Source organism: Actinomycetospora succinea (assembly GCF_004363095.1).
In the GTDB taxonomy this organism is placed as follows: Bacteria; Actinomycetota; Actinomycetes; order Mycobacteriales; family Pseudonocardiaceae; genus Actinomycetospora; species Actinomycetospora succinea.
The window spans coordinates 468,550-489,812 of the sequence record NZ_SNYO01000001.1 but is presented as its reverse complement, the minus strand read 5'-3'; the positions used below and the strand labels follow the sequence as shown (position 1 = coordinate 489,812).

The 21,263-nt window shown below is 73.6% G+C and carries 20 protein-coding genes; all 20 read right to left on the bottom strand.

The window, feature by feature from the left end:
* Positions 1 to 3: 3 nt before the first annotated feature.
* The gene (locus tag EV188_RS02420; protein ID WP_133824618.1) at positions 4 to 1,008 is read right to left on the bottom strand and encodes a F0F1 ATP synthase subunit gamma; all 1,005 of its coding nucleotides are present in this window, start codon (positions 1,006 to 1,008) and stop codon (positions 4 to 6) included.
* A 6-nt stretch (positions 1,009 to 1,014) separates the two neighbouring features.
* Positions 1,015 to 2,709: a F0F1 ATP synthase subunit alpha gene (gene atpA / locus EV188_RS02415; protein ID WP_166659681.1), complete on the bottom strand. Its 1,695-nt coding sequence runs from the start codon at positions 2,707 to 2,709 to the stop codon at positions 1,015 to 1,017.
* A 43-nt stretch (positions 2,710 to 2,752) separates the two neighbouring features.
* The gene (locus EV188_RS02410; RefSeq protein ID WP_133824617.1) at positions 2,753 to 3,598 is read right to left on the bottom strand and encodes a F0F1 ATP synthase subunit delta; all 846 of its coding nucleotides are present in this window, start codon (positions 3,596 to 3,598) and stop codon (positions 2,753 to 2,755) included.
* Positions 3,595 to 4,197: a F0F1 ATP synthase subunit B gene (gene atpF / locus EV188_RS02405; RefSeq protein ID WP_133824616.1), complete on the bottom strand. Its 603-nt coding sequence runs from the start codon at positions 4,195 to 4,197 to the stop codon at positions 3,595 to 3,597. The genes EV188_RS02410 and atpF overlap by 4 nt, the downstream gene beginning before the upstream one ends.
* A 41-nt stretch (positions 4,198 to 4,238) precedes the next feature.
* Positions 4,239 to 4,445: an ATP synthase F0 subunit C gene (gene atpE, locus EV188_RS02400; protein ID WP_116706531.1), complete on the bottom strand. Its 207-nt coding sequence runs from the start codon at positions 4,443 to 4,445 to the stop codon at positions 4,239 to 4,241.
* A 63-nt stretch (positions 4,446 to 4,508) separates the two neighbouring features.
* Positions 4,509 to 5,339 (bottom strand): F0F1 ATP synthase subunit A, encoded by an 831-nt coding sequence (gene atpB / locus EV188_RS02395; protein ID WP_133824615.1) that lies wholly within the window; start codon positions 5,337 to 5,339, stop codon positions 4,509 to 4,511.
* Complete coding sequence (locus EV188_RS02390; RefSeq protein WP_133824614.1) at positions 5,336 to 5,635, bottom strand: AtpZ/AtpI family protein; 300 nt, start codon at positions 5,633 to 5,635, stop codon at positions 5,336 to 5,338. The genes atpB and EV188_RS02390 overlap by 4 nt, the downstream gene beginning before the upstream one ends.
* 88 nt (positions 5,636 to 5,723) lie before the next feature.
* The gene (locus EV188_RS02385) at positions 5,724 to 6,224 is read right to left on the bottom strand and encodes a Cg1360 family ATP-synthase-associated protein (RefSeq protein ID WP_133824613.1); all 501 of its coding nucleotides are present in this window, start codon (positions 6,222 to 6,224) and stop codon (positions 5,724 to 5,726) included.
* A 31-nt stretch (positions 6,225 to 6,255) separates the two neighbouring features.
* Positions 6,256 to 7,389, bottom strand: coding sequence for a glycosyltransferase family 4 protein (locus EV188_RS02380; protein ID WP_133825358.1), 1,134 nt, complete (start codon positions 7,387 to 7,389; stop codon positions 6,256 to 6,258).
* A gap of 162 nt (positions 7,390 to 7,551) precedes the next feature.
* Positions 7,552 to 8,838 (bottom strand): serine hydroxymethyltransferase, encoded by a 1,287-nt coding sequence (locus tag EV188_RS02375; RefSeq protein WP_133824612.1) that lies wholly within the window; start codon positions 8,836 to 8,838, stop codon positions 7,552 to 7,554.
* A gap of 69 nt (positions 8,839 to 8,907) precedes the next feature.
* Entirely contained in the window at positions 8,908 to 9,552 is a 645-nt protein-coding gene (locus tag EV188_RS02370; RefSeq protein WP_133824611.1) for an L-threonylcarbamoyladenylate synthase, read from the bottom strand.
* 11 nt (positions 9,553 to 9,563) lie between these two features.
* Positions 9,564 to 10,379 carry a peptide chain release factor N(5)-glutamine methyltransferase gene (prmC, locus tag EV188_RS02365; protein ID WP_133824610.1) on the bottom strand — a complete coding sequence of 272 codons (816 nt, stop codon included), beginning with the start codon at positions 10,377 to 10,379 and terminating at the stop codon, positions 9,564 to 9,566.
* Complete coding sequence (gene prfA, locus EV188_RS02360; protein WP_243741429.1) at positions 10,376 to 11,476, bottom strand: peptide chain release factor 1; 1,101 nt, start codon at positions 11,474 to 11,476, stop codon at positions 10,376 to 10,378. The genes prmC and prfA overlap by 4 nt, the downstream gene beginning before the upstream one ends.
* A 90-nt stretch (positions 11,477 to 11,566) precedes the next feature.
* Positions 11,567 to 11,788 carry a 50S ribosomal protein L31 gene (rpmE, locus tag EV188_RS02355; RefSeq protein WP_133824609.1) on the bottom strand — a complete coding sequence of 74 codons (222 nt, stop codon included), beginning with the start codon at positions 11,786 to 11,788 and terminating at the stop codon, positions 11,567 to 11,569.
* A 155-nt stretch (positions 11,789 to 11,943) separates the two neighbouring features.
* Positions 11,944 to 14,112: a transcription termination factor Rho gene (rho, locus tag EV188_RS02350; protein ID WP_243741512.1), complete on the bottom strand. Its 2,169-nt coding sequence runs from the start codon at positions 14,110 to 14,112 to the stop codon at positions 11,944 to 11,946.
* A 431-nt stretch (positions 14,113 to 14,543) separates the two neighbouring features.
* Positions 14,544 to 15,419: a homoserine kinase gene (thrB, locus tag EV188_RS02345; protein ID WP_243741428.1), complete on the bottom strand. Its 876-nt coding sequence runs from the start codon at positions 15,417 to 15,419 to the stop codon at positions 14,544 to 14,546.
* A 53-nt stretch (positions 15,420 to 15,472) separates the two neighbouring features.
* Entirely contained in the window at positions 15,473 to 16,573 is a 1,101-nt protein-coding gene (gene thrC, locus EV188_RS02340) for a threonine synthase (RefSeq protein ID WP_243741427.1), read from the bottom strand.
* Positions 16,570 to 17,931 (bottom strand): homoserine dehydrogenase, encoded by a 1,362-nt coding sequence (locus tag EV188_RS02335; protein ID WP_133824606.1) that lies wholly within the window; start codon positions 17,929 to 17,931, stop codon positions 16,570 to 16,572. Before EV188_RS02335 ends, thrC begins: the two co-directional genes overlap by 4 nt.
* Positions 17,932 to 17,934: 3 nt before the next feature.
* Positions 17,935 to 19,359 carry a diaminopimelate decarboxylase gene (gene lysA / locus EV188_RS02330; protein WP_133824605.1) on the bottom strand — a complete coding sequence of 475 codons (1,425 nt, stop codon included), beginning with the start codon at positions 19,357 to 19,359 and terminating at the stop codon, positions 17,935 to 17,937.
* A gap of 72 nt (positions 19,360 to 19,431) precedes the next feature.
* The gene (gene argS / locus EV188_RS02325) at positions 19,432 to 21,084 is read right to left on the bottom strand and encodes an arginine--tRNA ligase (protein ID WP_133824604.1); all 1,653 of its coding nucleotides are present in this window, start codon (positions 21,082 to 21,084) and stop codon (positions 19,432 to 19,434) included.
* Between the last annotated feature and the right edge of the window lie 179 nt (positions 21,085 to 21,263).

Sequence of the window (21,263 nt, the reverse complement as noted above, 5' to 3'; positions counted from 1 at the left end):
CCCCTACTCGGCGAGGGCGTTGGCGCCGCCAACGATCTCGCTGATCTCCTGCGTGATCTGGGCCTGGCGCGCCTGGTTCGCCTCACGGGTCAGGTTGTCGACCAGATCGTTGGCGTTGTCGGTCGCGGCCTTCATGGCGCGCTGCCGGGCCGCGGACTCGGACGCCGCGGCGTCGAGCAGGGCCGCGAACACGCGCGCGCGGAGGTACTTGGGCATGAGCCGGTCGAAGAGGACCTCGGGCTCCGGCTCGAACTCGTACTCGGCCTCGCGCTCCCCGGAGTCCGAGGAGCCCGAGGACTCCTCCTCGGAGGACTCGTCGTCCTCGAGCTCCAGCGGGGCGATCTGCCGGGACACGACGGTCTGGCTCGCGACCGAGTTGAACGCGGTGAACACCACGTGCAGCTCGTCCACGCCCTCGAGGCCCTCGGCCTCCTCCGGCGGGACGAACGAGGTCGAGCGGGAACCCCCGCCCTCCTCCTCGCCCTCGTCGGAGGGACGCTGCACGGTCTCGTCGCCGCCGGCGAGGAAGACGGCGGTGAGGGCGTCCGCGGCCCGGGTCGCGTTCGGGTAGTCGGGCACCTCGGAGAAGCCGGTCCACTTCCCGGCGGTCTCCCGGTTGCGGAAGCGGAAGTACCCGACGCCCTTGCCGCCGATGACGAACAGCGAGGTCTGCTTGCCGGCGTCGGACAGCTCGCGCATGACCCGCTCGGCCTCGCGCAGCACGTTGGCGTTGTAGCCGCCGCACAGCCCGCGGTCGCTGGTGACGACGAGGACGCCGGCACGGCTCGGCTCCTCGCGCGCCACGAGCAGCGGGTGGTCGCTGGCCCCGGCCTTGGCGGCCGTGGTCAGGACGTGCGTGAACTCGTCGGAGTACGGACGGGCCGCGTGCACGCGGGCCTGCGCCTTCGCGATGCGCGAGGCCGCGACCATCTCCATCGCCTTGGTGATCTGGGCGATGTTCTTGGTCGACCGGATGCGCCGTCGCAGGACGCGGAGGGATGCAGCCATAGGGCCCTAGCTCCCCGAACCCTGGGTGTCGGACGAGGCCGACGACGCGTCCGTGTCCGAGTCGCCGGACGACTCCTGGGGCCCCTCGTCGGAGTCCGTGCCGGAGGCGTTCTCGCCGAAGAGCTCGCCGCTGCCGCCGTCGTCGACGACACCCTCGCCGGACCCGGTGGCGAACTGCTCCTTGAACTCGGAGACCGTCTTGGTCAGACGCTCCTCGTTCTCGTCGGAGAGCTGCCCGGTGTCGCGGATCTCGGCGAGCACGCCGCCGTCGCGCCGGACGTGCTCGAGGAACTCGGTCTCGAAGCGGGCGACGTCCTCGACGGGCACCGAGTCGAGGTGACCACGGGTGCCGAGGAAGATGCTCACGACCTCCTCCTCGACCGGGTACGGCTCGCCCTGGCCCTGCTTGAGCAGCTCCATGAGGCGGGCGCCGCGGTCGAGCTGCGCCTGGCTGGTGGCGTCGAGGTCGGAGCCGAAGGCCGCGAACGACTCGAGCTCGCGGTACTGCGCCAGGTCGACGCGCAGGCGGCCGGCGACCGAGCGCATGGCCTTGACCTGCGCGGAACCGCCGACGCGCGACACCGAGTTCCCGACGTTCAGCGCGGGCCGCTGGCCCTGGTTGAACAGGTCGGCCTCGAGGAAGCACTGGCCGTCGGTGATCGAGATGACGTTCGTCGGGATGTAGGCCGCGATGTCGCCGCCCTTGGTCTCGACGATCGGCAGCCCGGTCAGCGAGCCCGCGCCGAGGTCGTCGTTGAGCTTCGCGCAGCGCTCGAGCAGCCGCGAGTGCAGGTAGAAGACGTCGCCCGGGTAGGCCTCGCGGCCCGGCGGGCGGCGCAGCAGCAGCGAGATCGCGCGGTACGCCTCGGCCTGCTTCGACAGGTCGTCGAAGACGATGAGGCAGTGCTTGCCCTGGTACATCCAGTGCTGCGCGATCGCGGAGCCGGCGTAAGGCGCGATGTACTTGAAGCCCGCGGGGTCGGAGGCGGGCGCGGCGACGATGGTCGTGTACTCCATCGCGCCGGCGTCCTCGAGCGCCTGGCGCACGCCGGCGATCGTGGTGCCCTTCTGGCCGACGGCGACGTAGACGCAGCGGACCTGCTGCTCCGGGTCGCCGGTCTCCCAGGCCTCGCGCTGGTTGATGATCGTGTCCGTGCAGACCGCGGTCTTGCCGGTCTTGCGGTCACCGATGATCAGCTGGCGCTGGCCGCGGCCGATCGGGGTCATGGCGTCGATGGCCTTGATCCCGGTCTGCAGCGGCTGCTTGACCTCCTTGCGCTGCACGACCGAGGCGGCCTGCAGCTCCATCTCGCGCTCGCCCTCGGACTCGATCTCGCCGAGCCCGTCGAGCGGCTGCCCGAGCGGGTCGACGACGCGGCCGAGGAAGCCGTCGCCGATCGGCACCGAGAGCACGCGACCGGTGCGCGTGACCTGCTGCCCCTCCTCGATGGTCTCGTACTCACCGAGGATGACGACGCCGATCTCGCGCTCCTCGAGGTTCTGGGCCAGGCCCAGGACGCCGCCGGGGAACTCGAGGAGCTCGTTCGTCATCGTCGAGGGCAGACCCTCGACGTACGCGATGCCGTCACCCGTCGAGGTGACGATGCCGACTTCCTGACGGGTCGAGTCCGCGGAGTACGAGGACACGTAGTCCTCGATCGCGCTACGGACCTCGTCGGAGGTGATGGTCAACTCGGCCATGGCTTCCGCTCTCGCTAGTCGTTAGGGGTCACGTGCTGGGGGCTCAGCCGAGCCGGCGGCTCAGTTCGTCGAGCCGGCCGGCCACGCTGCCGTCGATGACCTCGTCCCCCACCTGGATCACGAGACCACCGACCAGTGCGGGGTCGACCTCGAGGTGCAGGGTGATGTCCCGACGGTAGATGCGCGTGAGGGCATCGGCCAGTCGTCGTTGCTGCTGGTCGGACAGGGCGATCGGGGAGCGCACGGTCGCGACCGACCGCTCCCGGCGCTGCGCGGCGAGCTCGGCCAGACGCTCGAGGCCCTGGGCGATCCCGCCGCCCACGGGGTGGGCCACGAGCTGGGCGACGAGCTTGCGTGTGGTGGGCTCGGCCTTGTCGGCGAGCAGGCGGTCGAGCACCTGCTGCTTGCCCTCGGGGTCGGCCGCGGGGTCGCCGAGCAGACGCTCGAGGTCGGGCTGCGCGGCGACGATGCGGCCGAGGCGGAACAGCTCGTCCTCGACGGCGTCGAGGCGGCCCTCCTGCTCGGCCGAGGCGAGCAGCGCCTCGCGACCGACGATGCGCAGGCCGGCGACCAGGTCGTCGGGGCGCGACCACGCGGACGACACCGCGGTGCGCACCACGTCGGCCGTGGCCGAGGTGACCTGCTGGGCGACCAGGCGGTCCGCGAGACCCTCCCGGTCCTCCGCCGAGCGCGACGAGTCGGCGAGCGTGCGCCGCAGCACCGCCTCGCGGCGCAGCAGGTCGGCGACCGCGTCGAGCTGCTCGGCGACCGTGCCGAGGTCGCCCGCGGACGCCTGCGCCGTCGCCTCGGCGAGGCGGCGGCGCGTGGCCTCGAGCGCGTCACGGCTCGCGGCGTGGAAGTCGGCCAGGAGGCCGCTCGTCCCGCTCATGCGCCGGCTCCGTTCCCGCTGATGACGCTCGCGTCAGGGTCGTTCGAGCCGCCCGCCGCGCCGCCCATGGCCTCGAGCTCGTCGAGGAAGCGGTCGACGCTGGCGCCCCGGCTCGCGTCGTCGGACAGCGCCGACGCCACGATCCGCCGGGACAGCTCGACGGACTCGCGCCCGGTCTGGGCGCGCAGCTCCGCGATCGCACGGGACCGCGACGCCTCCAGGGACTGCCGGCCCTGCGCACGCACACGCTCCGCCTCCTCGGCGGCCTTCGCGTCCATGTCCTGGCCGATGCGCTCCGCGTCGGCCCGGGCGTCGTCCCGGATCCGCGCGGTCTCGTCGTCGACCCCGGCGAGCCGCTCACGGCTGCGCGCGAGCTCGGCCTTGGCGTCGGCCTCCATGGCCTCGGCCTTGGCGATCCCGCCCTCGATCTGCTTCTTCGTGTCCTCGTGGGAGGTCACGACGTTCGGCCACGCGAACTTCCCGATCACGTAGACGAGCAGCGAGAAGGCGATCAGGCCGACGATGATCTCCGCGACGTGCGGGAACGCGGCGTACGGCTCGCCCGCCGGCTGCTCGGCCAGCACCTCGATGGCACTCATGTGTTCACCTCCCGCCCCTCCGGCGACCGGTCAGGGGTGGATCAGATGGCGAACGCGAGGACCAGACCGATGATGGCGAGCGCCTCGGAGAGGGCGAAGCCGATGAACGCGATGGTCTGCAGCTGGCCACGGGCCTCCGGCTGGCGGGCGACTCCGTTGATGAACGCCGCGAAGACGATGCCGACGCCGATACCGGGGCCGACGGCGGAGAGGCCGTAGCCGACCATGTTGAGGCTGCCCTGAACCATGAGGGGTTCCTTTCCGGTGTTCGTTCTGGAGATCGGGGAGGTGATCGCCGGTGGGTGCGGCGACTAGTGCTCGTCGGCGAGCGACGCACCGATGTACGACGCCGTGAGGACGGTGAAGATGTAGGCCTGCACCACCTGGATGAAGGCCTCGAAGAACGTCATGACGATCGCGAAGAGGAACGCGAACGGCGACAGGACGTTCAGGACGAGGTCGTCCGCGACGGTGAGCATGTACTCGCCGCCGAAGATGAAGACCAGCAGCAGCAGGTGGCCGGCGAGCATGTTGCCGAACAACCGCAGGGAGAGCGTGACGGGACGCAGGATGAAGTTCGAGAGGAACTCGATCGGGGTCAGGATGACCCGGACCCACCCCGGCACGCCGGGCGGCCAGGTCATCAGCTGCACGTAGCCGCCGAATCCCTGCTTCTTGATGCCGACGTAGTTGTAGATCAGCCAGGTGATGGCGGCGAGCGCGTACGCCATGCCCGGGTGCGAGAACGACGGGAACTGCACGAACGGCAGGATCCCGAAGACGTTGTTCACCAGGATGAACGCGAAGAGCGCCACGAGGTAGGGCACGTACTTGCGGAAGTCCGGCCCGATGTTGTCGCGCGCGATCTGGTCGCGGACGATGCCCTGGAACTTCTCCGCGAGGAACTGCAGGCGCCCGGGCACCACCTTCGGGTCCTTCGTCGCGAGCGCGAAGAACCCCCACACGATGAGCGCGGCCACGATGAACTGGATCGAGACCTTGTCGACCCACTCGAGGACGGGGACGCCCTCGAAGATCGGGGGGAGATTGAAGTCCTCGACACCGGGCGCCTTGAAGCCCTCGGCCGGGGTGCCGGGCGGGACCGGCGGCGCCGGCACCTGCGTCAACAACGACGAGATCACCCGTGCTGCTCCTTCCGGTCCTCCGGGCCGGCGGGTTCACCGGGTCGAGGGGGGTCGGGGGGGACGTAAAGGTATCGGATGTAGATCAACGCGAAGGACGCCGCCCCACCGACCAGCAGGCCGACGAGGAGGAACCACCGCGTCGAGAGCAGGGCGTCGAGTACCCATCCCAGGCCGCCGAACACCAGGAATCCGGTGAGCAGGTGGGAGAGGACCGTCCATGCCTCCGACGGCGAGTGGCCGGACCCCTGCGGAGGGGTGCGACCCGCATCTCCGCGGAGGCTGTCCTGCGCCATCAGGGCGCACCATATCAGCAGGTTCGTCGGAGTCCACTACGGCCCGTCGGAGGCTCTACCCCTGGTCGGGGGACCTCTACGACGCAGGTCACACCGCGATCGTCGGGGTGCGCAGACGGGCGAACGCGATGACCTCGCCGACGATGAAGGCGATGGCCGTCGGCCCCAGCGCGAGCGCCGCGATGCGGGTGTCGACGACGCCGAGCGCCTGCAGCACGAGGAAGACGACGAGCAGCAGACCGAGCTTGCCCATCATGCTCACGAGCGCCGCGGCCATGACGACCATCGGGTCGGCGGCCGCGGTCCAGCGCATCACGAGCGGCCCGAGCGAGCAGACGGCGATGACGACGACCGCGCCCACGATCGCCGCGACCACCCCGGTGACGCCGGCGAGCAGGCCGGCGACCACCGCGGCCAGGACGCCGACGATCGCGGCGGGCCAGAGGCCGCCGCGCAGCATCGCCCGGCTGGCCTCGAGGACCTGCGCGGTGGTGGCGGGGGTGGCGTGCGGGGTCGACAGAGGGTTCGGCTGGGGGTCGGGCCGGGGTGTGGGTTCGGGCGACTCGGGACTGGACTCGGGGCTGGTCATCGGGGGTGTCTCTCTCTGGGGGGAGCGCCGGTCAGGTGCGGGCGCGCAGGCGCGGGACGGCGGAGGCCAGGACGGCGACGAGCACGCCTGCGGTGACCATCCAGATCACCAGGAAGGCGTTGTCGACCAGCGCGAGGGCCACGGCCCCGAACGACAGCACGCCCGCCCACAGGTAGATGAGGAGCACGGCGCGGCGCTGGGAGTGGCCGATCTCGAGCAGCCGGTGGTGCAGGTGCATCTTGTCCGGCGCGAAGGGGCTGGTGCCCGCCCGGGTCCGGCGGACCACCGCGAGCAGCAGGTCGAGCAGGGGCACGAAGACCACCGCGGCGACCACGATCAGCGGGGTGACCAGGGCGAGCGCCCCGGTGGCGCCGGTGGTCGAGTAGTTGGTGCGCCCCGAGGCCGTGGTGGTGGCGGCGGCGAGCGTCAGCCCGATGAACATCGAGCCCGAGTCGCCCATGAACAGGCGGGCGGGCTGGAAGTTGTGCGGCAGGAACCCGGCGAGGGCGCCGGCCAGGACGGCGGCGATGAGCGCGGGCGGATAGGCGTTGACGTCGCCGTTCTGCTGGCCGAGCAGTCCGAGGGCGAACGCGCAGGTGGCGGTGGCCGCGATCGTCCCGATGCCGGCGGCGAGCCCGTCGAGCCCGTCGACGAAGTTCATCGCGTTGATGAGCAGGACGCACAGGAACACCGTGATGAGCACGCCCTGGTCCTGGCCGAGCAGCAGCACCGAGCCGGTGCTCCCGCCGGTGCCGCCCCACGGCAGGTAGATCGCGGTCCACTGCACGCCCATGAGCACCAGCACGCCCGCGGCGGTGGCCTGGCCGGCGAGCTTGGTCAGCGCGTCGAGCCCGAACCGGTCGTCGAGCACCCCGACCAGCACGATGACGCCGCCGGCCACCAGCACGGCGATCGTCTCGTTCGAGTAGTCGAACGCCCGGCGCAGCACGGGCAGCTGCGAGGCGACGAACACGCCCCCGACGACGCCGAGGTAGATGCCGACGCCGCCGAGGCGCGGGATCGGGATCGTGTGCACGTCGCGCCCGCGGGGCACCGCGATCGCGCCGATGCGCAGCGCGAACCGGCGCACCAGGCCGGTCAGCAGGTAGGTGACGACCGCGGCGGACAGTCCGACCAGGAGGTACTCCCGGATCGGTAGCCCCATCGGGGCGAAGTCCGCTGACGGGCCCACGGCAACCGAGGGTAGCCCCGGCGTGTTGCGCCCGGTGTCAGCCCACCCGTGTCGTCGGCGGCTACCGGGTCGTCCCGGCGACGAGGAGACGGCCCGACAGCGCTCCTTCGTCGCGCTGCCCTGCCGTTCCCGCGCCTAGCGGGCGTAGGCCGGGAAGCGCGACACCAGGGTGCCGACCTCCTCGCGCACCTCGCCGAGGGTCTTCTGGCCGACGTCGGTGCTCTCGTCGGCGGTGACCGCGGTGGCGATGAGGCGAGCGACGTCACCCATCTCGGCCTCGGTCATGCCCTGCGTGGTGATGGACGGCGAGCCGACGCGGATGCCCGACGCGGTCATCGGCGGCTGCGGGTCGTACGGGATCGCGTTCTTGTTGAGGGTGATGCCGGCGAGCCCGCTGCGCGCCTCGGCCTCCTTGCCCGTGACCCCGAGCGGCTGCAGGTCGAGCAGCGCGAGGTGGGTGTCGGTGCCGCCGGAGATGGCGCGCATGCCCTGGGTCTCGAGCGCCGAGGTGAGCGCCTGCGCGTTGGCGATGACCTGGCGGGCGTAGGCCTGGTAGTCCGGCGTCGCGGCCTCGGCCAGCGCGGTCGCCTTGGCGGCCACCGCGTGCATCAGCGGACCGCCCTGCAGGAACGGGAAGACGGCCTTGTCCAGGGCCTTCGCGTGCTCGGCCCTGGAGACGAGCATGCCGCCGCGCGGCCCGCGCAGGACCTTGTGCGTCGTGAACGTGACGACGTCGGCGTGGGGCACCGGGCTGGGGATCGCCTGGCCGGCGACGAGGCCGATGAAGTGGGCGGCGTCGACCCAGAGGATCGCGCCGACCTCGTCGGCGATGGCCCGGAACTTCTCGAAGTCGATGAGGCGCGGGTAGGCGGTGGCGCCGGCGACGATCATCTTGGGGCGGTGCTCGAGCGCCAGGTCGCGCACCTGGTCGTAGTCGATGAGCCCGTCGTCCTCGCGGACGGTGTAGGGCACCGGCTCGAACCACTTGCCCGAGAAGCTGACCTTGGCGCCGTGGGTGAGGTGCCCGCCGTGCGGCAGGCTCATCGCCAGCACCTTGTCGCCGGGCTGGCAGAACGCCGCGTACACCGCGAGGTTGGCGTTCGCGCCCGAGTGCGGCTGCAGGTTGGCGTGCTCGGCGCCGAAGAGCTTCTTGGCGCGCTCGACGCCGATGAGCTCGGCCTGGTCGACGACCTCGCAGCCGCCGTAGTAGCGGCGCCCCGGGTAGCCCTCGGCGTACTTGTTCGACAGCGTCGACCCGAGCGCGGCGAGCACGGCGGGGCTGGTGAGGTTCTCGCTCGCGATGAGCTGGAGCCCTCCGCGCAGCCGGGTGAGCTCGTCGTCGACGACCTGGGCGATCTCCGGGTCGACGGCCTTGAGCGCGTCGTAGTCGGGGCCCCAGAAGTGCTGCGAGTCGGCTGCCATGTCGGCCCACGTTACCGGCGTATCACGCGTCCTCGCGCCGCCCCTGGAAGGTGGGTCACAGTGCTGATCTCACAAGGTGACGGGGACGCCGACGACGCGGGAGACGTCCTCGGCGCTGACCGCGCCCTCGCGGCGCAGGCGCGGCGTCTCGCCGGTCAGGTCGACGATCGTCGAGCCCACGCCGGACGCGCAGACCCCGCCGTCGAGGTAGACCTCGACCGAGTCGCCCAGCTGGTCGCGGGCCTCCTGCGCGGTCGTGGCGGGCGGCTGCCCGGAGACGTTCGCGCTGCTCTGGGCCATGGGACCGACCTCGCGCAGCAGCTCGAGGGCCACCGGGTGCAGCGGCATGCGCAGCATCACCGTGCCCCGCGTCGTCCCGAGGTCCCAGGCCAGGCTCGGTGCGTGCGGCAGGACGATCGAGAGCCCGCCGGGCCAGAACGCCTCGACGAGGTCGCGCGCCACCGGCGGCACCGCGCCGACCAGGCCGTCGATCGTCGACCAGCTGCCGACCAGGACCCCGAGCGGCATGTCCGGCCCGCGGTGCTTCGCGGCGAGCAGGTCGGCGACCGCGCGGGCGTTGAACGCGTCAGCGACGATGCCGTAGAGGGTGTCGGTGGGGGTGACGACGAGCCGGCCCGCCCGCACCGCGGCCGCCGCGGCGGCCAGCCCCGTGGGTCGCGTCGCCGGGTCCTCGCAGTCGTACACCGTGGCCACGGTCGAGGAGCCTAAGCCCGGCGTCCGGTGGCCACGCGGGGGCGTCCGGTGAGGTCGGGCAGCGTGGTGACCTCGGTGAACCCGGCCGCGGCGAGCACCTCGCGGACGGCGGCGGGGTGCGAGTCGTCGTGCTCGATGCCCACCGCTCCCCCGGGCCGCAGCAGCCGGTGCGCGAGCGCCGCGACGGGCCGGATCACGGCCAGGCCGTCGGCGCCGGCGAACACGGCGCCGTGCGGGTCGGCGTCGACCTCGGGCGGCACCGCGAGCCCCTCGGGCACGTAGGGCGGGTTGCAGACGACGACGTCGACGGTGTGCTCGAGGTCCGCGAGCACGCCTGGGGCGGTGACGTCGGCCTCGTGCAGCGCGACGCGCGAGCCGGCGAGGTTGCGGCGGGTCCAGCTCAGCGCGCCGGGGTCGACCTCGACGGCGTGCACCACGGCGCTCGGGCGCGCGTGGGCGATCGCCAGGGCCAGCGCGCCGGTGCCCGTGCAGAGGTCGACGACGACGCCGCCGGGCTCGCCGAGCGCCCACTCCAGGAGGATCTCGGTCTCCGGGCGCGGCACGAACACCCCGGGCCCCACGGCGACCTCGACCGGCCCGAGCACCGCGGTGCCGAGCAGGTGCTGGAGGGGCTCGCGGGCGGCGCGCCGGGCGACCAGCGCGTCGAGGGCGGCCTCGTCGGCGGGCGGGTCGGCGAGCAGGAGCCGCCCCCGCGGGAACCCGAGGACGTGGGCGACGAGCTGCTCGGCGTCCGCCCGGGGTGACGCGACGCCGGCGTCGGCGAGCCGGGACGTGGTGCGGGCGAGCAGGTCGCGGACGGTGCTCAGGAGTGCGTCGCCTCGTCCGCGGCGCGGGCCATGCGCTCGGAGCGGTCGGCGGCGCGCAGGGCGTCGAGCACCCCGTCGAGGTCGCCGTCGAGCACCCGGTCGAGGTCGTGGGACTTGTACCCGATGCGGTGGTCGGAGATCCGGTTCTCAGGGAAGTTGTAGGTGCGCACGCGCTCGGAGCGGTCGACCGTGCGGACCTGGCTGCGGCGGTCCGCCGACGCCTGGGCCTGCTCGGCCTCGTCGGCGAGCGACTGCAGGCGGCTGCGCAGCACCTCGAGGGCGCGCGCCTTGTTCTGCAGCTGCGAGCGCTCGTTCTGGCAGGAGACGACGACGCCGGTGGGCAGGTGGGTGATGCGCACCGCGGAGTCGGTGGTGTTGACGCCCTGCCCGCCCTTGCCCGAGGCGCGGAAGACGTCGATGCGCAGGTCCTTCTCGTCGATCTCGATCTCGGACTGCTCGGCCTCGGGGAAGACGAGCACCCCGGCCGCGGAGGTGTGGATGCGGCCCTGCGACTCGGTGACGGGCACGCGCTGGACGCGGTGCACGCCGCCCTCGTACTTGAACCAGGCCCACACGCCGTCGGGGTCACTGCCGGGCGCGCTGACCGCGACGGTGACGTCCTTGTAGCCGCCGAGGTCGGACTCGGTGGCCGACAGAACCTCGACCCGCCAGCCCCGGCGCTCGGCGTAGCGGGAGTACATGCGCAGCAGGTCGCCGGCGAACAGCGCCGACTCCTCGCCGCCCTCCCCCGACTTCACCTCGACGACGACGTCCTCGGCGTCCGCGGGGTCGCGCGGCACGAGCTGCTCGGACAGGCGCGCGCGCAGCGCCTCGACCCGGGTCTCCAGCTCGGTGGCCTCGGCGGCGAACGCCGGGTCCTCGTGGGCGAGCTCGCGGGCGTCGGTGAGGTCGGCCTCGGCGGCGCTCAGCTCGCCGACCGTGGCGACGACGGGCGAGATCGCCGCGTACCGCCGACCCAGCGAGCGGGCGAGCCCGGCGTCGGCGTGCACGTCGGGGTCGGCCAGGCGCGCCTCCAGGCCCGCGTGCTCCTCGAGCAGCGCGGTGACGCCGGGCGACGACGTCATGCTGTCGCTCATCTCCTGGCCTCCCCTCCGGTGAACGGGCCCCGACACGCAGAACGCCCGCCGCCCCGCGCGATGGCGCAGGGGCGACGGGCGTCGCGGGAGCTACTTCTTGGCGGGGGTGCGCTTCCCGTAGCGGGCCTCGAAGCGGGCCACGCGGCCACCGGTGTCCATGATCCGCTGCTTGCCCGTGTAGAACGGGTGGCAGGCGGAGCAGATCTCCACGGTGATGTTGCCGCCCGGCTTGGTGCTCCGGGTCGTGAACGAGTTGCCGCAGCCGCACAGCACCTGGGTCTCGTGGTATTCGGGGTGGATGCCGCTCTTCACGGATCTGGTCCTCTCGTCTGGTGGTCGCCGGGTCCCCGTCGTGCGTGGGGTGAACCGGAACCGGTGGTGCGGGCATTCTCGCAGGACCGCCCGCTGGTCCGTGTAACCACCTCGGGGCCGCCGGTGTTCCCGACGGCCCCCGAGGTGATCAGCGGCTAATCGTCGTCCTTGCCGGGCGTCGTCTTGGCCACCTGCATGAGGAACTCGATGTTCGTCCGGCTCTTGCGGAGCCGGTCGAGGACGAGCTCGATGGCCTGCTGGGAGTCCAGCGCGGCCAGCACGCGGCGCAGCCGGTGGGTCACCGCCATCTCGTCGGGCGAGAGCAGCAGCTCCTCCTTGCGCGTGCCCGACGGGTCGGGGTCGATCGCGGGGAAGATGCGCTTGTCGGCGAGCTTGCGGTCGAGCTTGAGCTCGGCGTTGCCGGTGCCCTTGAACTCCTCGAAGATCACCGTGTCCATCGTCGACCCGGTCTCGACCAGGGCCGTCGCGAAGATGGTGAGCGAGCCGCCGTCCTCGATGTTCCGCGCCGCGCCGAGGAAGCGCTTCGGCGGGTAGAGGGCGGTCGAGTCGACGCCGCCGGACAGGATGCGCCCGGACGCCGGGGCCGCGAGGTTGTACGCGCGGCCGAGGCGGGTGATCGAGTCGAGCAGGACGACCACGTCGTGGCCCATCTCGACCAGGCGCTTCGCCCGCTCGATGGCCAGCTCGGACAGCGAGGTGTGGTCCGACGGCGGCCGGTCGAAGGTCGAGGCGATGACCTCGCCCTTCACCGAGCGCTGCATGTCGGTGACCTCCTCCGGCCGCTCGTCGACGAGCACGACCATGAGGTGGACCTCGGGGTTGTTCGTGGTGATCGCGTTGGCGATCGCCTGCAGCACCATCGTCTTGCCGGCCTTGGGCGGCGAGACGATCAGCGCGCGCTGGCCCTTGCCGACGGGCATGACCAGGTCGATGACGCGCGTGGTGAGCAGGTGCGACTCGGTCTCGAGGCGCAGCCGCTCGTTGGGGTAGAGCGGCGTGAGCTTGGTGAACTCGGGCCGGCGCTTGGCCGCCTCCGGGTCGAGCCCGTTGATCGAGTCGATGCGGACGAGCGGGTTGAACTTCTGGCGGTTCTGCTCGCCCTCGCGCTGCTGGCGGACCTGGCCGGTGACGGCGTCACCGCGGCGCAGGCCGTGCTTGCGCACCAGCGACATCGACACATAGACGTCGTTCGGCCCGGACGCGTAGCCCGAGGTGCGGACGAACGCGTAGTTGTCGAGGACGTCGAGGATCCCGGCGACCGGGATGAGGACGTCGTCGTCGCGGACCTCCGGCTCGCCGCCGCCCTGGCCGCGCTCGTTGCGCTCGCCGCGGTCGTTGCGGTTGCGGCGACGGTCGCGGAAGCGGCGGCCGCGACGGCGGCCACCGCCCTCCTCGTCATCGTCGTCGTCGTCGCCGCGCTGGTTGGTCTGCTGCTGGCCGCCCTGGTTCTGGCCGCCCTGGTTCTGGCCACCCTGGTTCTGGCCACCCTGCTGGCCGCCACCCTGCTGGCCGCCGCCGCGCTGCTGGCCGCCCTGACCGTTCTGGTCGGGGCGCCCGCCCTGCTGGCGGTCGCGCTCGCGCTGGCGACGGGACTGGCTGCCGCCCTGCCCCTGGCCCTGCTGGCCGCCGTCACCGTCGCCGTCGGGCGTGGTGTCGGTGCGCTCGGTGGTGGGGGCGGCGTCCGTCCTGGAGTCGGTCGCGTCGGTGGCGCCGTCGGTCGCGGCACCGCCGTCCGCGGCGGCCGCGCCGTCGGGCGCGTCGACGCCCGGGCCGGCCTCGCGACGGGCACCGCGCCGGCCGCGGCGCGACGACGTCGGCGCCTCGGCGGGGGTGTCGTTGCCGGTGGGGGCCTCGGTGGCCGTGGCGGCCGCGGCCTCGGCACCGGGCACGGCGTCGGAGGCCGCCGTGACGGCGTCCGTCACGGACGCGGAGCCGTTGGTCGCGGCGTCCGCGTCACCCGTGGTGGCGGGCGCCCCGGTGGCCTCCGTGCCGGCCTCGGGCGGCGGGCCCGAGGCGGAGGTGGCACGACGGCGGCCGCCGCGGCGGCGGGAGGGCGCACCCTCGTCCGCGGCACCGTCGGTCGCGGCTTCGGCGGGCGCCTCGGCCGGGGTCTCGGCGGGTGCCGCCGCCGGCGCCTCGGCGGGCGTGCCCGCGCCCTGGGCGGCGTCGTCGCCGAGCGGCAGCTGGTCGCCGCCGCCGGACTGCCGCTTCTTGATCTCGGCGATGAGGTCGTTGCGCCGCATCCCCGTGGTGTCGGAGACGCCGAGCGAGGTCGCGAGATCGCGCAGCTCGGCGAGCACCATGCCGGAGACACCTCCCCGCCGGCGCCGCTCGGGCGCGGGAGTCGCAGCGCCGTCGGCGCCGTCGGTGGAGATGACGTCGGTTTCGGTCACGCAGGTCCTTCCTGACCGGCCCGGGGACCACCCGGGCCAGCGGATGTTTTCGCCTCGCGCGGAGCGGGGCTGCTCGCGGGTCCGTTCCGGCCCGGCGGACCGACAGGTGTCGATCTCGGGCGGGAAGGCCCGCGGAACTCTTGTACAGCGATCATGACGTGTCCGTCCGCCAGGACGACCCGACGGCTGGGGAAGAGGGTGGACCCGAACGCAGCGGGACCAGGGCACCGACGCGCTTCACGCGTGGTCGCTGTGCTCGTCAATGTAGACCCCGCCCCACGCACCGGCAACAACCACCCCCCGCGTGCCGCAGCGAGATCCTTCGTCCGGCCGCGGAGCGGTCAGACGACCTCGGCGCGGGCGCCCTCGGTGTCGACGGCGAGCGTGCGCACCGTGAAGCCGGTGGTGTCGAGGCCGTCGGGCAGCGCCCCGTCGAGCGTCAGCGCGAGCACGGTCGGGCCGGCGCCCGAGACGACCGCGGCGATGCCCGCGGTGCGCAGCTGGTCGACCACGGCGGCGGTCTCCGGGTAGGCGGGCCGCCGGTAGGGCTGGTGCAGGCGGTCCTCGGTGGCCGCGAGCAACAGCTCGGGCTCGCTGGTCAGCGCGTGCACGAGCAGCGCCGCGCGGGCCGCGGTGAACGCCGCGTCCGCGTGCGGGACGCGGTCGGGCAGCAGCCCGCGGGTGGCCTCGGTGGAGCTGGACCGCTCCGCGATCAGCACCACCGGCCGCAGGGCGGGGTGCGGGGTGAGGTGCGCGGCGTGCCACGAACCCTCGTGTCCCCAGCTGACGACGAGCCCGCCGTACAGGCAGGCGGCGACGTTGTCGGCGTGGCCGTCGAAGCCGGCCGCGAGGTCGAGCACCGCGTCGTCGTCCAGCGGATACGTCGACGACAACAACCCGCGAGCCGCGACGATTCCCGCGACGGCGGCGGCCGCCGACGACCCGAGCCCCCGGCTGTGCGGGATGACGTTGCGGCACCGCAGGCGCAGCGACACCCGCGGCGCGCCGGCCCGGTCGAACGTCGCGTGCGCGGCGCGCAGCACCAGGTGGCGCTCGTCGCGGGGGACGCGCGCGGCGCCCTCCCCCTCGACCTCCACGGTGCACCGGTCGCCGTCACCGACCGAGAGCTCGACCTCGTCCCACAGGCCCAGCGCGAGGCCGAGGGTGTCGAACCCCGGGCCGAGGTTCGCCGAGGTGGCCGGGACCCGGACGCGCACGACGGTCCCCGTGGGGACGGCCGCGTGCTGACCGGCCACCCCCGCCCCGGCGCTCAGCGCAGACCCAGGGCGTCGGCGACGGCGTCGACCTGCGGCGGGAGCACCACGGGGTCCGACGCGTCGGCGAGCGCGGTCGCCGGATCCTTGAGCCCGTGCCCGGTGACGGTCGCGACGATCAGCTGGCCGGTGTCGAGACGGCCCTCGCGGGCGCGGGCGAGCAGCCCGGCCACCGACGCCGCCGAGGCCGGCTCGACGAACACGCCCTCGCGCGCGGCGAGCAGGCGGTAGGCCTCGAGGATGGCGTCGTCGTCGACCATCGTGATCTCCCCCGCGGACTCGTCGCGGGCCGCGATCGCGCCGTCCCACGAGGCGGGCGAGCCGATGCGGATGGCCGTCGCGAGCGTCTCGGGCTCGGCGACGGGTGCGCCGTGCACGAGCGGTGCGGCGCCGGCGGCCTGCACCCCGAGCATGCGGGGCGTGCCGGCAACGACGCCGTCGCCGGCGTACTCGGTGTAGCCGCGCCAGTAGGCGGTGATGTTGCCGGCGTTGCCGACCGGCAGCGCGTGGATGTCGGGCGCGCGCCCGAGCTGGTCGCAGATCTCGAACGACGCCGTCTTCTGGCCCTCGATCCGCGCCGGGTTCACCGAGTTGACCAGCGCGATCGGGTACTGCTCGGCGGCGCGGCGGGCGAGCTCGAGGCAGGCGTCGAAGTTGCCCTCGAGCTGCAGGATGCGGGCGCCGTGCACGGTGGCCTGGGCCAGCTTGCCCAGCGCGATCTTGCCCTGGGGCACGAGCACCGCGCAGGTCATGCCCGCCCGCGTGGCGTACGCGGCGGCCGAGGCGGAGGTGTTGCCGGTGGACGCGCAGATCACCGCCTGCGCCCCGCCGGCCAGGGCCTCGGTCATCGCCACGGTCATGCCGCGGTCCTTGAACGAGCCCGTGGGGTTCGCGCCCTCGATCTTGAGGTGGACCTCGCAGCCGGTGAGCTCGGAGAGATGCGGGGCCGGCAGCAGCGGCGTGCCGCCCTCGCGCAGCGTGACGACGTCCCAGCCGGGCTGCACGCGGGGCAGGCGGTCGCGGTAGGCGTTGATGATGCCGGGCCACTCGACGCGGGCACCGAGCGCCTGCACGGGCGCAGCCGGTACGGCGGTCACGACCCACCCCCCAGATCCGTCACCGGACGACCCAGCCCTTCGACCCGCAGCACCCCGGCCACCCCGCGCACGGCGTCCAGCCCCGTGAGGGCCTGCACCGTCGCCGCGAGGGCGGCGTCGGAGGCGGAGTGCGTCACGATCACCAGTGTGGCGTCCTTCGGGCCCGGCGCGCCATCGTCCGCGTCACGCCCGGCCTCCCCGCGGCCCTCCTGCCGCACGGTCGCGATCGAGACCCCGTGCTCGGCGAACACGCCCGCGACCTGGGCGAGCACGCCCGCGCGGTCGTTGACGTCGAGCGCGACGTGGTAGCGGGTGTGCGTCTCGCCCATCGAGAGCACCGGCAGGGCGGCGTGCGCGGTGTCGCGCGGCCCCCGGCCCCCGATGACCCGGTTGCGCGCGGCGGCGACGAGGTCGCCGAGCACGGCGCTCGCGGTCTGCGGGCCGCCCGCGCCCTGCCCGTAGAACATGAGCTGCCCGGCCGCGGCGGCCTCGATGAACACCGCGTTGTAGGCACCGGAGACCGAGGCCAGCGGGTGCGAGCGCGGGATCATGGCCGGGTGCACCCGGGCGGACACGCGACCGTCCACCTGCTCGCAGATCGCCAGCAGCTTCACCGTGCAGCCCAGCGCCTTCGCCGCGGCGATGTCGGCGGCGGAGACGTCGCGGATGCCCTCGCGGTGCACGTCGTCGGCCGTGACGCGGGTGTGGAAGGCGAGGCTCGCGAGGATCGCGGCCTTGGAGGCGGCGTCGTAGCCGTCGACGTCGGCGGTCGGGTCGGCCTCGGCGTAGCCCAGCCGGCCGGCCTCCTCGAGCGCCTCGGTGTAGTTCGCGCCCGACGACGCCATCGCCGAGAGGATGAAGTTCGTGGTGCCGTTGACGATGCCGGCCACGCGCACGATCCGGTCGCCGGCGAGCGACTGCTGGATCGGGCGCAGCAGCGGGATCGCGCCGGCGACCGAGGCCTCGTAGTAGAGGTCGGCGCCCGACTCGTCCGCGGCGGCCGCGAGCGCCGCGCCGTCCTCGGCGAGCAGCGCCTTGTTCGCCGACACCACCGACTTGCCGGCCTTCAGCGCGGTGAGCAGCAGCCCGCGGACGGGCTCGATGCCCCCGACCAGCTCGACCACCACGTCGACGTCGTCGCGGGACACCAGCCCCGCGGCGTCGGTGGTCAGCAGGTCGGCGGGCACGTCCGGGTGGCGCTGGGGGCGCCGGACCGCCACGCCGACCAGGCGCAGGGGCGCGCCGACCCGCGCGGCGAGCTCGTCGGCCTGCTCGGTGAGCAGCCGGACCACCTGGGACCCGACGACCCCGCAGCCGAGCAGGGCGATCGAGATCGGCCGCCCGCCGTTGCCGACCATGATTCAGCCCACCTCCAGTCGCGCCAGGTCGTCGAGGGTCTCGCGCCGCAGCACCGTGCGCGACGTGCCGTCCGCCACGGCGACGACCGCCGGGCGCGGCACCTTGTTGTACGCGCTGGCCATCGCGTAGCAGTAGGCGCCCGTCGCGGCGACCGCGACGAGGTCGCCGGGCGCGAGGTCCGCGGGCAGCCAGCAGTCGCGGACGACGACGTCGCCGGACTCGCAGTGCTTGCCCACGACGCGGGAGCGCACGGGCGGGGCCGACGCCGCGGAGCGCGAGACCAGCCGGCAGTCGTAGTGCGCGTCGTAGAGCGCGGTGCGGATGTTGTCGCTCATCCCGCCGTCGACGCTGACGTAGCGGCGCCGGGCGCCCCCGCCCAGCTCGACGTCCTTGACGGTGCCGACCTCGTACAGGGTCACCGTGCCCGGCCCGACGATCGCGCGACCCGGCTCGACGGCGATCCGCGGCGGCGCCAGGCCGGCGCGCGCGGACTCCCGGTCGACGATCGCGCGCAGCTCGCCGGCCATCCACGCGGGCGAGCGCGGCTGGTCGGCGACGGTGTAGGCGATGCCCATGCCGCCGCCGAGGTCGACGGTGCCCAGCGCGTCGGCGACCGCCTCCCCGTGCTCGTCGCGCAGCTCGGCGAGCAGCCCGATGACGCGGCGCGCGGCCAGCTCGAAGCCGTCGGCGTCGAAGATCTGCGAGCCGATGTGGCTGTGCAGCCCGACGAGGTGCAGGCCCGGCGACTTGAGCACCCGGCGCACCGCCTCGGCGGCGTCGCCCGCGGCCAGCGAGAACCCGAACTTCTGGTCCTCGTGGGCGGTGGCGATGAACTCGTGGGTGTGCGCCTCGACCCCGACGGTCACGCGCACCATCACGTCGGCGCGGACGTCGCGCTCGCGGGCGAGCTCGTCGAGGCGGGCGATCTCGGCGTAGGAGTCGATGACGATCGCCCCGACGCCGGCGTCGAGCGCGGCGGCGAGCTCGTGGCGGCTCTTGTTGTTGCCGTGCACGGTGATCCGCTCGGGCGGGAAGCCGCCGCGCAGCGCGGTGAGCAGCTCGCCCTCGGTGCAGACGTCCAGGCCCAGGCCCTCGTCGGCGACCCAGCGCGCGATCTCGGCGGTCAGGAACGCCTTGGCCGCGTAGTGCACGAGCGACGGGTCGCCGTACGCGGCGGCGTGCTCGGCGCAGCGCGACCGGAAGTCGGCCTCGTCGACGACGAACAGCGGGGTGCCGTGCTCGCGGGCCAGGGTGGTGACGTCGACGCCGGCGAGGCGGACCACGCCGTCGTCCCCCCGCACGGCGTGGCGGGGCCACACGGCGGCGGGCAGCGCGTCGAGGGCGGCGGCGTCCGGCGGGCCGGCGCCGTCCTCGTGCTGCGGGATGACGTCGGCGTGGCGGGGCCCGGCGGGGTGGGCTCTCGTCATCGGCTCGAGCTCCGCTCCGCTTCGTCTCGCGGGGTCATCGTGGGATCCAGCTCTGCTCGTGGGACGGGTGGGTCACATGCGCTCGGGCGCGCTCACACCGAGCAGGCCCAGGCCGTTCTCGAGGACCTGGCGCGCCGCGGAGCACAGCGCGAGGCGCGCGGTGTGGATTCCCGCGGGCTCCTCGTCGCCCTGGGGCAGGACGCGGCAGGTGTCGTAGAAGCGGTGGTAGGCGCCCGCCAGCTCCTCGAGGTAGCGCGCCACCCGGTGGGGCTCGCGCAGGGTCGCGGCCGAGGAGAGCACGCGCGGGAACTCCCCGAGCGTGCGGATGAGGTCGCCCTCGCGGGGGTGGGTCAGCAGGGCGAGGTCCGGGTCGGCGGCCGAGACGCCCAGGTCGGCGGCGTTGCGGGCCAGCGACGCCAGCCGGGCGTGGGCGTACTGCACGTAGAACACGGGGTTCTCGTTGGTGCGGCTGGAGATCAGATCGAGGTCGATCTCGAGGACCTGGTCGACCGAGCTGCGGGCCAGCGTGTAGCGCGCGGCGTCCACGCCGACGGCGTCGACGAGGTCCTCCAGCGTGATGATCGTGCCGGCGCGCTTGGACATCTTCACCGGCTGCCCGTCGCGCACCAGGCTCACGAGCTGCCCGATGAGCACCTCGACGCGCGCCGGGTCGTCGCCGAACGCCGCGGCGACGGCCTTGAGGCGGTGGATGTAGCCGTGGTGGTCGGCGCCGAGCATGTAGATCGCGAGGTCGGCGCCGCGGGCGCGCTTGTCGCGGTAGTAGGCGATGTCGCCCGCGATGTAGGCGGGGTTGCCATCGGACTTGATGACGACTCGGTCCTTGTCGTCGCCCTGCGCCGTGGAGCGCATCCACCACGCGCCCTCCGCGTAGTAGAGCGCGTCGCCGTCCTTGAGGTCCTGCACGGACTGCTCGACCGCGCCGGAGCTGTGCAGCGCGAGCTCCGAGGACCACACGTCGAAGTGGGTGCCGAACGACTCCAGGCTCGCCCGCATCTCGTCGAGCATGATCTGCACGCCGAGGCGCTTGAACGCGGCGAGCACCTGGTCGTCGGGCTGGTCGAGCACGCCCGCCTCGGTGTCGACGACCTTCTGCGCGACCTCGGCGACGTACGCCCCGCCGTAGCCGTTCTCCGGCACCGGCAGGCCCCGCGCCGCAGCGATGAGCGACTCGGCGAACCGGTCGATCTGCGCGCCGGCGTCGTTGACGTAGTACTCGCGGGTCACCGCGGCACCCTGGCTCGCCAGGACCCGGCCGAGGGCGTCGCCGACCGCCGCCCACCGCGTGCCGCCGAGGTGGATCGGGCCCGTCGGGTTGGCGGACACGAACTCGAGGTTGATCGCCTGCCCGGTCAGCGCGTCGGTGTGCCCGTACGCCTCGCCCGCGGCGAGGACGCCGGCGACGATGCCGCCCTGCGCGTCCGCGGCCAGGCGCAGGTTGAGGAAGCCGGGGCCCGCGACCTCGGCGGCGGCGATCCCGTCCTCCTGCTCGAGGCGCTTGGCGAGCCAGCCCGCGAGCTCGGCCGGGGGCACGCCCGCCTTCTTCGCCGAGCGCATCGCGAGGTTGGTGCTGTAGTCGCCGTGCTCCGGGTTGCGCGGACGCTCCACCGTGACCGTCTCGGGCAGCACCGTCGTGTCGAGGCCGCGCTCGGTGAGCACGTCCACGGCGACGGCGCGCAGGAGGTCGGCCAGGGCTGCGGGGGTCACCCCGGGGATTCTAGGGACCGGTGCCTGCGGGTTCTCGGGCCGGAGTCGCCGGACTGGTGATCACGGGGGGTCACCGGGGCGTGACGGCGTCCTCCGTAAACTCCCGGCCATGGCGAGTGGTGGGTCCGGCCGGCGGTCCGGTTCCGGGGCCGGTCCGAGTTCCGGTCGGTCGTCCTCGG

Excerpts from the sequence above, each read along its gene's own strand:
- EV188_RS02420 (WP_133824618.1), bottom strand. The coding sequence starts at position 1,008 with ATGGCTGCATCCCTCCGCGTCCTGCGACGGCGCATCCGGTCGACCAAG.
- atpA (WP_166659681.1), bottom strand. The coding sequence starts at position 2,709 with ATGGCCGAGTTGACCATCACCTCCGACGAGGTCCGTAGCGCGATCGAG.
- EV188_RS02410 (WP_133824617.1), bottom strand. The coding sequence starts at position 3,598 with ATGAGCGGGACGAGCGGCCTCCTGGCCGACTTCCACGCCGCGAGCCGT.
- atpF (WP_133824616.1), bottom strand. The coding sequence starts at position 4,197 with ATGAGTGCCATCGAGGTGCTGGCCGAGCAGCCGGCGGGCGAGCCGTAC.
- atpE (WP_116706531.1), bottom strand. The coding sequence starts at position 4,445 with ATGGTTCAGGGCAGCCTCAACATGGTCGGCTACGGCCTCTCCGCCGTC.
- EV188_RS02390 (WP_133824614.1), bottom strand. The coding sequence starts at position 5,635 with ATGGCGCAGGACAGCCTCCGCGGAGATGCGGGTCGCACCCCTCCGCAG.
- EV188_RS02385 (WP_133824613.1), bottom strand. The coding sequence starts at position 6,224 with ATGACCAGCCCCGAGTCCAGTCCCGAGTCGCCCGAACCCACACCCCGG.
- EV188_RS02380 (WP_133825358.1), bottom strand. The coding sequence starts at position 7,389 with ATGGGGCTACCGATCCGGGAGTACCTCCTGGTCGGACTGTCCGCCGCG.
- EV188_RS02375 (WP_133824612.1), bottom strand. The coding sequence starts at position 8,838 with ATGGCAGCCGACTCGCAGCACTTCTGGGGCCCCGACTACGACGCGCTC.
- prfA (WP_243741429.1), bottom strand. The coding sequence starts at position 11,476 with ATGAGCGACAGCATGACGTCGTCGCCCGGCGTCACCGCGCTGCTCGAG.
- rho (WP_243741512.1), bottom strand. The coding sequence starts at position 14,112 with ATGGTGCTCGCCGAGCTGCGCGATCTCGCGACCTCGCTCGGCGTCTCC.
- EV188_RS02335 (WP_133824606.1), bottom strand. The coding sequence starts at position 17,931 with ATGGTCGGCAACGGCGGGCGGCCGATCTCGATCGCCCTGCTCGGCTGC.
- lysA (WP_133824605.1), bottom strand. The coding sequence starts at position 19,359 with ATGACGAGAGCCCACCCCGCCGGGCCCCGCCACGCCGACGTCATCCCG.